Source organism: Butyricicoccus sp. OF27-2pH9A (assembly GCF_027693185.1).
In the GTDB taxonomy this organism is placed as follows: domain Bacteria; phylum Bacillota; class Clostridia; order Oscillospirales; family Butyricicoccaceae; genus Agathobaculum; species Agathobaculum butyriciproducens.
Genome location: NZ_JAQEXK010000004.1, coordinates 56,501 through 69,832, shown reverse-complemented (window position 1 = coordinate 69,832; position 13,332 = coordinate 56,501). Strand labels below are relative to the sequence as shown.

Sequence of the window (13,332 nt, the reverse complement as noted above, 5' to 3'; positions counted from 1 at the left end):
CCGCAATATCGCATAATCAAAGAGCTGTCCCGCGCGGACAGCTCTTTTTGTATAGTTGAGGTGATTCGATGGGCATTCTTTATGGTCACAGGTGCGTTTTATGCGGCGCGGATTTTCCGGTGACGACCAGCCGCACGCTGCAGCTTTGTCCGGACTGTGCCGCCGCAGTCCGGCGGGAATACCGCTGCAATGAGGTCATCTCCATCGCCGGAGCGGACGGTACGATCGCTCCGCTGTATTACCGCGGCACCGTGCAAAATGCCATGAAGCGGTTCAAGTTCAGCAGCGCCGCCTACTGTGCAGACTGGTTCGCGGCGCAAATGTCCGTGGCCCTCACATCACAGCTGGACGACTGGCAGCCGGATTTGATTACCTACATGCCGATTGGATTCCTGCACTACCGCAAGCGCGGGTACAATCAGGCGGAGCTGCTTGCAAAGCTGACGGCAAAGCCGCTTTCTCTTCCATGCGAAGCCACCTTGCGCAAGCGATGGTTTGTCGGCAAGCAGTCCGCGCAGAAGGATTACGCCGCGCGGCAGAGCAACGCAGAGAACGCCGTTCTGCCGAAGGGCGGCGTGGACTTGACCGGAAAATCCGTCGTGTTAGTCGATGATATTATCACCACCGGAGCAACAGCCGCTGCCGCCGTCAAGACTCTGCGGGAGATGGGCGCAAGCCGTGTTTACGTCCTTGCCGCGACATTTACACCGAGGAAATAACAAAAAGACCGCTTTCGCGGTCTTTTTTGTTAGCGAAAAAACTCACTGCTGTACACTCTGCTGTAATTGTCGGTAATCTCGGCTTTCAGCTGGTACTGATCAAATCCACCTTCCAGATCACGCCAGTCAACCTGTGTATAATAATAAACGTCTCCACCGAATCCTGTTTCTATATTCTCTATCTTCTGTTCTTTGATTTGTTTTCCGTTCTGATACAGCAATATACGACCACTGACCGGTGTCACACTGTCATCGCCGCAGTAAATATACGTTGCCACATTGCCGCTGGCTGATGTGGTCTTACCATTAAAGCTAAAGCTACCGTTCTCCCACCACGCACGCACTTCGAGAGAAAAACGCTGCTTCAGGTCATACTCAGAGGCAACCATAATATTACGGATTTCTCCGTCCGTACTTGTCAGCGTCAAATAAACAGAAAACGTATCCACCAGCGGCACGCTGATTTCGCCGCTGTAACCGTTCTTGTTTTCTGCGTCGCACTCCCACGACTGATCGCCGCTGCGGACAACAAACTTTGCGGTTTCGCCGTCCCGCATTTCTTTCGGCACGGCGCTCACTGTGACAAGAAGATTTTCGTTGTGATCCGGGTCTACCTCGATATTCTCCGACCAGTCGGCTAAATCGCTGTTCTCAGCGCTCGTATTATCCGGATAGTAAATCGTGCTCGGCCCGCTCTGCATCCGCAGCGTGTCGATCTGCTGCTGCATGGCGAGCACGCGCCACAGGCTGACCGCGCTGCATACCACGCTGACGCACAGCAGTCCCGCCGCTGCGATTGCCGCAATTTTCCACTTGCGGTTTCCGTTCCTGACCGGCTGGTTCTCTGCACCCGGCCACGATTCATCCGAGTCCTCTGCCTTTGGCATTAGCTCCGCATCCGGACGCAGCAACGTATCCACCGGAACGCCGAACAGCTTGCTCAGTTCCATTAAATTATCCATCGTGGGCACTGCCTGATCGGCCTCCCACTTGCTGACCGCCTGACGGCTGAGACCCAGCTTTTCGCCGAGCGCCTCCTGACTCATGCCCTGCTCTTTTCGCAGTACCGCGATTTTCTCACCTGTTGTCATCTCTGCCACCTGCCTTTCTTTTCTGTCTCCAGTGTGCCTGAAATGCCGCAAAAGCGCCACCAACCCATCGTTTCTTTTTGTCAACCGACGGTTGCGTACGTCTTTCCGGTTGCAAAAAAGTCCCGAAATGTGCATTTCGGGACTTTGAGGCTATCTGTGAAAACACTTATGGGCATTACCACACGATTCAGCGGTGAGCGGTTGGCGAGTAACTTTTGCGTGCTGATGCGGCGCGGTTCCGCAGCAATACTTTGTGTATTGCAAGGGAACGCAACAAAATCAGCGCACAAAATTTCCGCCAAACGCCGCCGATGCAATCGTGTGGTATTGCCCCCAATTAGGCGTTGAAGAACTCCTCGTGGATAGCCTTAACAGCCTTCTCGCTGTCCTCCTCGTTGATGAGGACGGAGATCTTGATCTCAGAGGTGGAGATCATACGGATGTTGATGCCGGCGCTTGCCAGAGCCTCGAACATCTTGGAAGCAACGCCGGTAGCGGAAGCCATGCCTGCACCAACAATAGAAACCTTTGCGACCTTGGTGTTGATGGAAATATCCTCGTAGCCGAGCATCTCCTTCGCGTCGCGCAGGATCTTCTCGACGCGCTCTGCATCGTCCTGACGGATGGTGAACGAGATGGACTTCTTGTTATCGCGGCCTACGGACTGGAGGATGATGTCGATGTTGACATTGTGCTTCGCCATCAGCGAGAATACCTTGAATGCAGTGCCCGGCGTATCGTCCAGATTGATGATCGCTACACGCGCGCAGTTATTATCACGGGCAACACCCGAAACCAGCAGTTTTTCCATATTAGAACCCTCCTTGACTTTGGTACCCGGATTGCGGGTAAAGCTCGAAACGACCTCAAGATCGACATTGTACTTCTTTGCCATCTCAACCGAACGGTTGTGCAGCACCTGTGCGCCCAGAGATGCCAGCTCCAGCATCTCATCATAGGTGATGGCGTCCAGCTTCTTGGCATCCTTTACGATGCGCGGATCGGCAGTGTAAACGCCGTCTACGTCGGTATAGATCTGGCAGAGATCCGCGCCGAGCGTTGCGGCAATGGCAACTGCGGTGGTATCCGAGCCGCCGCGGCCGAGCGTGGTAACGTCGCCCATCTTGTTGATGCCCTGGAAACCGGCTACGATAACGATGCGGCCGTTGTCCAGCTCTGCCTTGAGGCGATCGCCTGCGATGCGCTTGATGCGGGCATCCGAGTAGTTGCTGTTGGTCTCCAGACCGATCTGCCAGCCGGTCAGGGATACGACCGGAAAGCCCAGCTTCTGGATGGCCATCGCCAGCAGAGACATGGAGATCATCTCGCCGGTGTTAAGCAGAACGTCCATCTCGCGCTTGGAAGGACGGTCGTTCAGCTCGGCAGCCTTTACGATCAGATCATCCGTGGTATCGCCCTGAGCGGATACAACTACAACAACCTGATTGCCTGCCTGTGCGGTCTTGGTAACAATGTCCGCAACATTCTTCAGTCGCTCGGTGTTGGCAACCGAAGTGCCGCCGAACTTTTGCACAATAAGACTCATACTAACTATGTTTCCTCCTTATATACACGGACGAGAGCACTCATCCGTCCCCTATTACAGTCGTTTTACGGTCGCACCAACCTCATCACAGCGCAGCTGCACGGCTTTCCAGTGCGGATACAGCTTCTCGCACAGCTCCTGTGCACGGGTGATGTAGTCGCGGTCGCCCTTGTAGACGATCGCCACGATGGACGGGCCTGCGCCGGAAATGAAAGCGCCGAGTGCACCCAGCTTCTTGGCCTCACGCACGATGTCCTCACCGTTTTCAATCAGACCGAAACGGTACGGCTGGTGCAGACAGTCACCGGTTGCCGCATCAAGGTTTTCCAGCTTGCCGGTGGTCAGGCTGCCCGCGAGCAGCGCTGCGCGCGCCAGATTGTAAACCGCATCGTGATGGTCGATGGTCTTGGGCAGTGCCGCACGCGCCTTTTCGGTGGACAGCTGGAAATCCGGAATGAATACCACGAAGTCGATTGCGCCGTGAACCGGTACACGAACGTGATGCACATGGCCGTTTTCGAGCAGCGCCACGCAGAAGCCGCCGAGGATCGCCGGTGTGGAGTTATCCGGATGACCCTCGATGGTAGCCGCCAGATCAATGACCGCGTTGCGGTCGAGCGGCTCACCGAGCAGCATGTTTGCACCCATGATACCCGCAACCGTGCACGCCGAGGACGAGCCAAGGCCGCGGGTCTGCGGGATAGCGCAGTCCTCAACGATGGTCAGACCGGAAAGCGGCTTGCCGCACTCGTCGTAGACGCGCTTCGCACACTGATAGATCAGGTTGCTCTCGTCCTGCGGAACATACTGACCGTTTTTATCCGAAATATCAATATGATCGTTCTCTGCGAGGTCGATCACGTTGTACAGCTCGAGCGCAATGCCGATGCTGTCATAGCCCGAGCCCATATTGGCGCTCGTAGCAGGAACGGTTACACGAACCATTGTATTTTCTCTCCTTTACAGAATACGCATTGCCGCACGAACTTCACCGCGTGCGTTCAGCTTTTCGGCTGCGGCGTTCATCTCTGCGGTGGACAGCTTGCGGGTCTGAACCACGAATACGCCCTCAGCAGGCTCAGTCAGACTCTCAACCGGCAGCAGCTCCTCAACATCCTTCTGTGCGCCCTTGAAGCGAACGTACCATGCACTCTGGAGGGTATCCAGCGGACGGAGCAGATTCTTGGAGCCATCGCCCCAGAAGATACGGCGGCGGTTGTCCTTGTGCTCGATGCTGTCCAACATATCGGCAACAACAGCGGAAGCGGTAGCCAGCTTGCCGGCGCCCTTGCCGTAGAACATAACCTCACCGGTCGCATTGCCGTCGATCATGATGGCGTTGAATACATCCTCAACAGCGGCCAACGGGCTTTCCTTGTGGATGAGATGCGGTGCAACATAAGCGTAAGCGGTGCCGTCCTCGCAGCGGACCGAGCGGCCCAGCAGCTTGATAACGCAGCCCAGCTTGTCGGCGTTTGCTACGTCCTCGAGGGTGATCTTAGTGATGCCCTCGCAGGAAACCTGATCCGGATCGAACTTATCGCCGTAAGCGAGGTCGGACAGAATGCAGATCTTGCGGCAGGCGTCGTGACCCTCGATGTCAGCGGTCGGGTCCTTCTCGGCATAGCCGTTGAGCTGTGCCTGCTTGAGTGCATCCGCAAAGGTAACGCCGTTGTGGATCATCTGGGTGAGAATGTAGTTGGTCGTGCCGTTCAGAATGCCGCAGATTTCGTTAAACTCGTTGGCAGCCAGGCACTGCAGCATCGGACGGATGACCGGGATGCCGCCGCCGACGGATGCCTCGAACATGTAGTTTACGCCGTGCTCCTCGGCAATCTTGAGCAGCTCCTCACCCTTGGTAGCGACCAGTTCCTTGTTGGAGGTGCATACGCTCTTGCCAGCCTCGAGGCAGCGCTTGGTGAACTGATATGCAGCGCCCACGCCGCCCATCACCTCGGCAACGACCGTTACCTCGGGGTCGTTCTCGATGACAGAGAAATCGGTTACAAATTTATTGCCATACGGCAGAGAGGAGAAGTCGCGCAGGTCGAGGACATACTTTACCTCAACCGGCTCGCCAACGGTCTTGGCGATCTTTTCGGCATTCATGTCGAAAACCTCGTATACGCCCGAACCGACAGTGCCGTGTCCCATGATTGCTACTTTAATCATATGCTGATTTCCTTTCATCAGTTAAATTAGCGTTCTGTATACCGTCGGACGGTCATTCAGATGCCAGAATTTCCACTTTGCTGACGCCTTCCATTGCTTCTGCGCGATGCACAAGCTCTTCGGATGAGTATTTCATCTCACCGGTGCGGGCCGAAATGGTGACCGATGCCATTCCTCTCATCGGAATGGACTGGTTCACCGTCAGCAGGTTTGCACCCGAGCGTGCCATCAGTCCTAGGATGCTCGACAGAACACCCGGCTGATCGTGCAGCATGAAATGGTAGGTGACGATACGGTCGGTGGTCGCCTCAAAGAAAGGGCGAACGCCGTCCTTATATTTGTAATACGCACTGCGCGACAGACCGGCGATCTTTGCCGCTTCGCTTGCCGTAGCCGCCTTGCCCGAAGCGATGGCTTCATTCGCTTCGATCACGCGCTGAAATACCTCCGGCAGCAGGGTGCGCTCCACGAGATAATACTTTGGTTTTATCATGCGATGTCTGTCCTCCCTAAAAAGACACTTGTCTTTTTCACGCTCATCTATCATACCATATCCATCCACCGAGCGCAAGAGAATAACTGATAAATTTCCCTAAATTCCGACGAGTGTTTTGTTACTTCTGTCAAAAGCTCCCGCTTTTCCTGTGAAAAGTGTAAGTGGCTTTTTGCTTTATTTTGTGTTATACTATGTTTACATCTGTAAACAATCGGAGAGTTTTATTATGCATCAGAAAAACGAAAACGGAACCTTTACCTCAAAAATCGGCTTTGTGCTGGCGGCGGTCGGCTCTGCGGTCGGCATGGGCAACATCTGGATGTTCCCTTACCGCACCGGTCAATACGGCGGCGCGGCTTTTTTAATCCCCTACCTGCTGTTTATCGCACTGTTCGGCTATGTCGGCCTGTCCGGCGAGTTCGCCTTCGGCCGTATGACCGGCACAGGTCCGATCGGCTCGTATGAATTTGCGATGAAGTCCCGCGGTAAAAAGGGCGGCGCCATCCTCGGTACGATTCCTCTGCTCGGCTCGCTCGGTATCGCCATCGGCTACGCCATCATCGTCGGCTGGGTGCTCCGAAGCGCGTTCGGCGCACTGACCGGCTCGCTGATGAGCACCGAACCGGAGCAGTTCTTCACGGAAATGAGCAGCACGAATTTTTCCAGTGTGCCGTGGCACACCCTGGTTATCCTGCTGACGGCGGCTGTGCTGATCTTCGGCGTGTCCGGCGGCATTGAAAAGATCAACAAGGTGATGATGCCCGCATTCTTCATCCTGTTCATCATCATTGCTATCCGCGTAGCCTTCCTGCCGAATGCGATCGAAGGCTACAAATACCTGCTCGTACCGCAGTGGGAATACCTGTTCAACCCGCGCACATGGATCATGGCAATGGGTCAGGCGTTCTTCTCGCTGTCGATCACCGGCTCGGGCATGATCATTTACGGCTCTTACCTGCCGAGAAATGAGGATGTTGTACATTCGTCGTGCATGACCGCTGTGCTCGACACCTGCGCGGCTATGCTGGCCGGCTTCGCCATCCTGCCGAGCGTGTTCGCGTTCGGTCTGGACCCGGCCTCCGGCCCCAAGCTGCTGTTCATCACCCTGCCGCGTGTATTCCAGCAGATGCCGTTCGGCCGTCTGTTCGCGTTCTTCTTCTTTATTTCCGTGCTGTTCGCGGGCATTACCTCGCTGGCGAACATGCTGGAAGCAGTCTCTGAAGCCGCGCAGACGCGCCTCAAGCTGAGCCGAAAGGCCGCTGTCCTGCTGTCGTGCGGCGCCGCATTGGCGGTTGGCCTATTTATCGAGCGCGATACGCTCATGGGTACGCTGATGGACGTTATCACCATTTACGTCGTGCCGATCGGTGCAATCCTCGGTGCGGTTATGGCGTACTGGGTGCTCGGCATTAACAAGATGGAGCAGGAGCTGATGAACGGCCGCAGCAAGCCGCTCAGCCGCGCGTTTGCGCCGCTTGCGAAATATGTGTATATCTTCCTTGCCGCACTCGTCGTATTCTTCAGCTTTATTATCCCGGGTGGTATTGGGTAAATCTGTGCTATAAAAAAGGACTTCCTGCGGGAAGTCCTTTTTTCATGCAGGAATGGAGAATGGGAAATGCCCCATCTATACGTTCATTTTCCATTTTCAATTCTCAATTACGATTCTTCATCGAGGAAGAAAATCTTCTCAACCGGCCGTTCCAGAAGCCGTGCGGTTTTAATCGCCAGCTCGAGGGTCGGGTCGTATTTATCGTTCTCCATCGCCACGATGGTCTGCCGCGATACCCCGAGCAGCTTTGCCATGTCCTCCTGCCGCAGGCCGCGTGCCTTGCGGAGCTCTTTAATATTGTTCTTCATCTTCAGCGCCAGAACTTCCATATCAAATCTGCGAATATCACGATCGGAATGAAAATACGCTTTACAATATCCCCGGCAAGTGCACTTTGGGACGGCGGATTTTCCTCGTCATCTTTTGTGGCACGGTAGGTCGCGATTGCTCTGTAAACACCCTCGAACACCATGCACACGAACCACAGAATTGCAAACTCGCTCACATTTTTGCCGAATGCAATGATATCCACCAGCATCACCACAAACAGCCCGACCGTCATCAAGCGATAGGCGATAATCGCACCATTGCGTGTGATTGTGTTCTGCATTTCGTCCTGCTCCCAGCCGTTGGCCTTCGCGGAAGCGCGTGCACGAGCGGTTTTTCCGGCCTGTCCCCAGTCCTCCCAGAGCATAAAAGCCAGCCAGATTGCCGCAAAAACGACCATTACGACCACGCCTATACCGATTTCGGTTGTAAACATAGGTGCACCTCCCTACATCCAGAAAACCTTCACCACAATCCACAGATACATCAGATTATTGAACACACTGTGTCCCATCTGTTTCCACATTTGCGTTTTATCCTCATCGCCCGCCATATTGCGAATGGTTTTGATGATGATAAACAGCACCTCAGCAACAATGGACACGATTGCCAAAACACTGAGTTCAATCGAGCGATAATCACAGAAAAAGCGGCTGTAACCAAGATAAATGATAACACCGGCCTGCAGCACACGGTAGCCAATCAAGCGACCCTTCACATTGACGGCGTGCGCCATCTCATCGATATTCCATTCCCAGTCTTTCATGATTTTTCTCGCTCGCGGCGATTGTCCTTCTTCTACCCAGTCGTGCCACAGGCTCGCTGCAAGAATGACCAGAGGCAGCACAATCGCAACCACAACAACCTGCACCTTCTGTGTCATATCGTACATATCCCAGCTCATAAGCGCACCTCCTACCAGTTTTGCGTTAGAACCGTCATTCCGATGGCCAATCCGATCAGCACCGCACAGAACATCAGCATTGCGATAAGGAAAGTCAGTCTCGGCGGATGCTCCTCGTCGTCCTTTGCTTTGCGGAACGTCTGCACAAGCATAATAGCCGCCTCCGCCATGCCGGACACGACCAACAGCGCACACAACTCCATTGCCGCCTGCCCTTTTATCAGCAGCCGATAATACAGGCACGCCAGGATTCCCGCCTGCGTCACCCGGTATGCGACCGCCTGTGCCTGTGTGATGATGGCGTGCTCCATCTCATCGGTCTTGCTGCCGAGTGCTTTGGCGATCCTGCGGGCCTTTTTCGATCTTCCGGCATCCATCCAGTCTTTTACCAACCATGCCGCCAGCAGAAGCACCGGCAAGCCGATGCAGACCCATAATACCTGCATTTTCTCGGCTGATGTGTATAAATCCCACCGCATAAAAGCACCTCCTACCCTTGATGCCGTTCGCTAAAATGTAAAGTTCTCTTTACATCTTAAAGATAACAGGCGGATAGCAAAATGTCAAGAATGTTTGACATTTCAGGCAAGGAAAAACCCCACAGAATTTTCTGTGGGGTTTTGTGAATGTTTACTGATCCTGCTTATCCGGGTCGAGATCCTTTTCGGCTTCTTCAACCTTGGCAAGCTCCTCTGCGGATTCCGCAGGCTTACTTACCTTGGCGTGCAGCTCCTGCTGCAGCTCGGTCATCAGATCCTCGCCGACGATCTTATCCGGAACGATTTCGCCGTTGTAGACCTTAACAAAGGTCTCGCCGTCCATCGTTTCGTTGCGGATGAGATACTCGGCAACGCGTTTCATCTCGTCCATGTGCTCGCTCAGCAGCTTTTCACAGGCGTGATATGCGTGCTCGATAATGCGGTGAATCTCGTCATCGATCTCCGCCGCCTTGACCTCGGAATAGCCCTTGCCGGCTGCCAGATCACGGCCGAGGAATACCTCGCCATTATCCGAGCCGTAGTCGATCGGGCCGATACGCTCGCTCATGCCGTAGCTGGTGACCATGGCGCGTGCCATCTGGGTCGCCTGCTTGATGTCGCCATAAGCACCGGTGGAGATATCCTCCATCGTCAGCTGCTCGGCCACGCGGCCGCCCAGACAAACGATGATATACTCCTCCATATACTTCTTGGTGCGGTATGCCTGATCCTCCTCCGGCAGCGGCATAGTAAAGCCGCCTGCGCCGGACGAACGCGGAATAATGGTAACGTGGTGTACCGGATCCTGCGTCGGCAGAACGTGGAAGCAGATCGCGTGACCGGCCTCATGGTACGCGGTCAGGCGCTTGTCGTGCTCATTGATGATGTGGCTCTTCTTCTCCACGCCCATTACGACCTTGAGCAGCGACTCCTCAATCTCCTCCTGCGAGATCAGCTTCTTGTTGCGGCGTGCCGCAAGCAGCGCTGCCTCATTGAGCAGGTTTTCGAGATCTGCACCGGTGAAGCCGGCGGTCGTCTTGGCAATTTCAGAGAACTTGACATCCGGGTCGAACTGCTTGTTGCGGGCATGTACCTTGAGGACAGCCTCACGACCCTTGACATCCGGTGCGCCGACATAGACCTGACGGTCAAAACGGCCCGGACGGAGCAGTGCGTTATCCAGAATATCCTTGCGGTTGGTGGCTGCGATGACGATAACGCCCTCGTTTGCACCAAAGCCGTCCATCTCAACGAGCAGCTGGTTCAGAGTCTGCTCGCGCTCGTCATGGCCGCCGCCGAGACCTGCGCCGCGCTGACGGCCTACTGCATCGATCTCGTCGATGAACACGATAGCCGGCGCGTTCTTCTTGGCCTGCTCGAACAGGTCGCGCACACGCGATGCGCCGACACCGACGTACAGCTCAACGAAGTCCGAACCCGAAATAGACAGGAACGGTACGCCCGCCTCGCCTGCAACCGCACGCGCGATCAGGGTTTTACCGGTGCCCGGAGGGCCGACCAGCAGCACGCCCTTCGGAATACGCGCACCGATCTGCACGAACTTCTGCGGATTCTTGAGGAACTCGACGATTTCCTGCAGCTCTGCCTTTTCCTCGTCCGCGCCTGCCACATCATTGAAAGTGACCTTGCGCTTATCGTCCTGCGCCAGCTTTGCACGGGCCTTGCCAAACTGCATCGGACCTGCTCCGCCGCCGGACTGCTTGTTCATCATAAAGTACCAGAACGCGATCAGCAGCACGATCAAAATCACATACGGCAGGAACTGTGCCCACCACGGAATGGTTGCCGTGCGGTAATCGACCTTGGTCAGCGTGCCATCCCGCATCTGCTGCTGAATGGTCTCGCCCAGATCGTTATAGAACACGCTTCTGTAGTCACCCAGATCGTAGGTGTACGTCCGGTTTTCCTTTTTCAGATGCATGGTCAGCGTGGTGTCGTCCACGTCGTACTGGTCAACATCGCCATCCATAAAATAGTTGTAGATCTGATTATAGGACAGCGTTTCTGTCTGCTGTGTCTGGCTGACCACATAGCTGACACCCGCCAACAGGCACACCAGTATGATCAGGTAAAGGCCGAAGCCTTTCATTTTGCCTTTCAAATCGGTTTAACACCTCTTCCCTAAATTACTCGCCGCCGTAAACATACGGCTTAAGTACACCGATATACGGCAGATTGCGATACTTTTCCGCGTAGTCGAGACCGTAGCCGACTACGAACTCGTCCGGAATCTCAAAGCCGAGGTAATCCACATCGACGTTGATCTTGCGGCGCTCCGGCTTGGAGAGCAGCGTGCACAGGCGGATGGAGTTCGCGCCGCGCGCTGCCAGAATCTGCATGAGATAGTGCAGCGTTACGCCGGAATCCAGAATATCCTCCACGATCAGCAGGTCGCGGCCGTCGATCGGCTGTGCGATATCCTTGATGATCTGTACCTCGCCGGAGGTCTTGGTGCCCTTGCCGTAGCTGGATACGACCATGAAATCCACGTTGCACGGCGTATCAATGGCACGGGTCAGGTCGGCCATGAATACATAGGAGCCCTTGAGCACACTGACGATCAGCGGGTTCTTGTCGCGGTAGTCCTCCGTGATACGCGCACCCAGCTCTGCTACCTTTTCGTGAAGCTGCTCCTCGGTAAAGTAAACTTCCTTGATGTCATCTCGCATATTATAAGCCATTTTTTGATAACCCCTTTACTGTAATCTGCAGTGTATTTGCGTTATTTTTGGCTGTTCTGCTGCAGTCCGCACCGATATCCTGCACCGCGATCACGCCGTTTTTATCCGCGATAACGGCCATCGCATTCCGCATATAGCGCGGAATCTTTCGGTCGATCATCAGCTTTTTGAGCGATCTGCTGCCGCCGTTTTCGGTCAACCGCAGAGTGTCTCCGGTGCGCCGTGTGCGAACACACAGCGATTCAAAATCTATTGTACCACAATCCAGACAAAAAGTATTGAATGTTTTGTAAAAAACTTCGGATTTTTCTAATTTTTTTGCAGTCAGCCTTACCGTGTCCTTCCAGATCATCCCTGCGAATGGTACGGTAAACGGGATTTCCGGCCGCTCGACCGCGGTTTCCGCCTTGGGAATGATGCGCAGAACGTCATATTCACGTCTTGCGAAACAGCCGTTCGGCAAATCGGTTTCCGCAGACGGAGACGCGGTTTCCAGCAGATGCTCGAGCGCTGAAATATGCTTTGCGGTTACGTCTTTGAGCGGCATATCCGCGTTTTCGAGCAGCAGACGCAATGCTCGGCTGCGAACCGCCGATGCGGCCTCCCGCAGAGGCTGAATCTTCCATGCGCCGTTCCCGACTGCACAAAGTTGTACACAGGTCTGTGCATAACTCTGCAGGCAAGTCTCGTCCTGCCGAAGCTGACGCGAAAGCCGTGCTGCCGCCTGCACCGCCTGCGGATTCAATTCCCGCAGAATGGGAACGACCTCTTGACGGAGGCGGTTGCGCGTATAAGCCGTGTCCGCATTGGTGCCGTCCGTGACGAAATCCTGTCCGCGCTCGCGCAGAAAGGCTTCGATCTCCCGCCGTTCAACCTCGATGAGAGGCCGAATGATGCGTCCGCGCACCGGCGGAATGCCCGTGAGACCTTTCGCACCTGTGCCGCGCACCAAATGGAACAGCATGGTCTCCAGATTGTCGTCCGCATTGTGCGCCACCGCGATTTTGGCTCCGTGCGCGGCATGCTCCAGCCGTGCATAGCGAATACGCCGCGCGGTCTCCTCCACCGCGGAATCGCCTGCGGCTGCGGCTATGTCCACGCGCTCGACCGTCAGTTCCACGCCGAGCTCCTCACACAGCCTGCGGCAGAAGGCTTCGTCCCGGTCGGACTCTGCACCGCGCAGACAGTGGTTGAGGTGAAATGCCCGCACCGGATACCCCAGCTCGCGCAGACTCAGCAGAAGCGCTGTGGAATCCGCACCGCCAGACAGGGCAACCAGCACATTTTCGCCGGTTTCAAGCATCATATAGTCAGAAATCGTCCGTTTTACCGTATCCAGCATGG

At 55.1% G+C, this 13,332-nt stretch carries 14 protein-coding genes; 2 read left to right on the top strand and 12 right to left on the bottom strand.

Annotation, left to right across the window (positions count from 1 at the left end):
* The first annotated feature begins 68 nt into the window (after window positions 1-68).
* Window positions 69-719 carry a ComF family protein gene (locus PG722_RS05220; RefSeq protein ID WP_270579868.1) on the top strand — a complete coding sequence of 217 codons (651 nt, stop codon included), beginning with the start codon at window positions 69-71 and terminating at the stop codon, window positions 717-719.
* A 29-nt stretch (window positions 720-748) separates the two neighbouring features.
* On the opposite strand, the gene PG722_RS05215 is transcribed toward PG722_RS05220, so the two are convergent.
* The 5 genes from PG722_RS05215 to PG722_RS05195 all read right to left on the bottom strand — a co-directional run bounded on the left by PG722_RS05215 (window position 749) and on the right by PG722_RS05195 (window position 6,021).
* Entirely contained in the window at window positions 749-1,810 is a 1,062-nt protein-coding gene (locus PG722_RS05215) for a helix-turn-helix domain-containing protein (protein ID WP_270579867.1), read from the bottom strand.
* A gap of 337 nt (window positions 1,811-2,147) precedes the next feature.
* The gene (locus tag PG722_RS05210; protein ID WP_118360694.1) at window positions 2,148-3,356 is read right to left on the bottom strand and encodes an aspartate kinase; all 1,209 of its coding nucleotides are present in this window, start codon (window positions 3,354-3,356) and stop codon (window positions 2,148-2,150) included.
* A 54-nt stretch (window positions 3,357-3,410) separates the two neighbouring features.
* Window positions 3,411-4,301 (bottom strand): homoserine kinase, encoded by an 891-nt coding sequence (thrB, locus tag PG722_RS05205; RefSeq protein ID WP_117751782.1) that lies wholly within the window; start codon window positions 4,299-4,301, stop codon window positions 3,411-3,413.
* Between the two features lie 15 nt (window positions 4,302-4,316).
* Window positions 4,317-5,528 (bottom strand): homoserine dehydrogenase, encoded by a 1,212-nt coding sequence (locus PG722_RS05200; protein ID WP_270579866.1) that lies wholly within the window; start codon window positions 5,526-5,528, stop codon window positions 4,317-4,319.
* A gap of 52 nt (window positions 5,529-5,580) precedes the next feature.
* Window positions 5,581-6,021, bottom strand: coding sequence for an ACT domain-containing protein (locus tag PG722_RS05195; protein ID WP_117489913.1), 441 nt, complete (start codon window positions 6,019-6,021; stop codon window positions 5,581-5,583).
* A 229-nt stretch (window positions 6,022-6,250) separates the two neighbouring features.
* Here PG722_RS05195 and PG722_RS05190 point away from each other — a divergent pair, with 229 nt between their 5' ends.
* Complete coding sequence (locus tag PG722_RS05190) at window positions 6,251-7,576, top strand: sodium-dependent transporter (RefSeq protein ID WP_118360691.1); 1,326 nt, start codon at window positions 6,251-6,253, stop codon at window positions 7,574-7,576.
* A 107-nt stretch (window positions 7,577-7,683) separates the two neighbouring features.
* Here PG722_RS05190 and PG722_RS05185 read toward each other — a convergent pair whose 3' ends face one another.
* From PG722_RS05185 to tilS, 7 genes are all read right to left on the bottom strand, one after another.
* A complete protein-coding gene (locus tag PG722_RS05185; RefSeq protein WP_270579865.1) occupies window positions 7,684-7,884 on the bottom strand; it encodes a helix-turn-helix transcriptional regulator in 201 nt (66 codons plus the stop codon).
* 2 nt (window positions 7,885-7,886) lie between these two features.
* Window positions 7,887-8,339: a hypothetical protein gene (locus PG722_RS05180; protein WP_270579864.1), complete on the bottom strand. Its 453-nt coding sequence runs from the start codon at window positions 8,337-8,339 to the stop codon at window positions 7,887-7,889.
* A 12-nt stretch (window positions 8,340-8,351) separates the two neighbouring features.
* Entirely contained in the window at window positions 8,352-8,807 is a 456-nt protein-coding gene (locus PG722_RS05175) for a hypothetical protein (RefSeq protein ID WP_118478876.1), read from the bottom strand.
* 11 nt (window positions 8,808-8,818) lie between these two features.
* The gene (locus PG722_RS05170; protein WP_270579863.1) at window positions 8,819-9,253 is read right to left on the bottom strand and encodes a hypothetical protein; all 435 of its coding nucleotides are present in this window, start codon (window positions 9,251-9,253) and stop codon (window positions 8,819-8,821) included.
* A 184-nt stretch (window positions 9,254-9,437) separates the two neighbouring features.
* Window positions 9,438-11,396 (bottom strand): ATP-dependent zinc metalloprotease FtsH, encoded by a 1,959-nt coding sequence (gene ftsH / locus PG722_RS05165; RefSeq protein WP_118285015.1) that lies wholly within the window; start codon window positions 11,394-11,396, stop codon window positions 9,438-9,440.
* A gap of 37 nt (window positions 11,397-11,433) precedes the next feature.
* Window positions 11,434-11,988 (bottom strand): hypoxanthine phosphoribosyltransferase, encoded by a 555-nt coding sequence (gene hpt, locus PG722_RS05160; protein WP_243022094.1) that lies wholly within the window; start codon window positions 11,986-11,988, stop codon window positions 11,434-11,436.
* On the bottom strand, window positions 11,978-13,330 hold the full coding sequence (gene tilS, locus PG722_RS05155) for a tRNA lysidine(34) synthetase TilS (RefSeq protein WP_270579862.1): 1,353 nt from the start codon (window positions 13,328-13,330) through the stop codon (window positions 11,978-11,980). Before tilS ends, hpt begins: the two co-directional genes overlap by 11 nt.
* Window positions 13,331-13,332: the final 2 nt, after the last annotated feature.

What these genes read in the sequence shown, in the direction of transcription:
- PG722_RS05175 (WP_118478876.1), bottom strand. Translation starts at nt 8,807, where the DNA reads ATGAGCTGGGATATGTACGATATGACACAGAAGGTGCAGGTTGTTGTG.
- PG722_RS05195 (WP_117489913.1), bottom strand. Translation starts at nt 6,021, where the DNA reads ATGATAAAACCAAAGTATTATCTCGTGGAGCGCACCCTGCTGCCGGAG.
- PG722_RS05170 (WP_270579863.1), bottom strand. Translation starts at nt 9,253, where the DNA reads ATGCAGGTATTATGGGTCTGCATCGGCTTGCCGGTGCTTCTGCTGGCG.
- thrB (WP_117751782.1), bottom strand. Translation starts at nt 4,301, where the DNA reads ATGGTTCGTGTAACCGTTCCTGCTACGAGCGCCAATATGGGCTCGGGC.
- ftsH (WP_118285015.1), bottom strand. Translation starts at nt 11,396, where the DNA reads ATGAAAGGCTTCGGCCTTTACCTGATCATACTGGTGTGCCTGTTGGCG.
- PG722_RS05200 (WP_270579866.1), bottom strand. Translation starts at nt 5,528, where the DNA reads ATGATTAAAGTAGCAATCATGGGACACGGCACTGTCGGTTCGGGCGTA.
- PG722_RS05220 (WP_270579868.1), top strand. Translation starts at nt 69, where the DNA reads ATGGGCATTCTTTATGGTCACAGGTGCGTTTTATGCGGCGCGGATTTT.
- tilS (WP_270579862.1), bottom strand. Translation starts at nt 13,330, where the DNA reads ATGCTGGATACGGTAAAACGGACGATTTCTGACTATATGATGCTTGAA.
- PG722_RS05180 (WP_270579864.1), bottom strand. Translation starts at nt 8,339, where the DNA reads ATGTTTACAACCGAAATCGGTATAGGCGTGGTCGTAATGGTCGTTTTT.
- PG722_RS05190 (WP_118360691.1), top strand. Translation starts at nt 6,251, where the DNA reads ATGCATCAGAAAAACGAAAACGGAACCTTTACCTCAAAAATCGGCTTT.
- PG722_RS05185 (WP_270579865.1), bottom strand. Translation starts at nt 7,884, where the DNA reads ATGAAGAACAATATTAAAGAGCTCCGCAAGGCACGCGGCCTGCGGCAG.
- PG722_RS05215 (WP_270579867.1), bottom strand. Translation starts at nt 1,810, where the DNA reads ATGACAACAGGTGAGAAAATCGCGGTACTGCGAAAAGAGCAGGGCATG.
- hpt (WP_243022094.1), bottom strand. Translation starts at nt 11,988, where the DNA reads ATGGCTTATAATATGCGAGATGACATCAAGGAAGTTTACTTTACCGAG.
- PG722_RS05210 (WP_118360694.1), bottom strand. Translation starts at nt 3,356, where the DNA reads ATGAGTCTTATTGTGCAAAAGTTCGGCGGCACTTCGGTTGCCAACACC.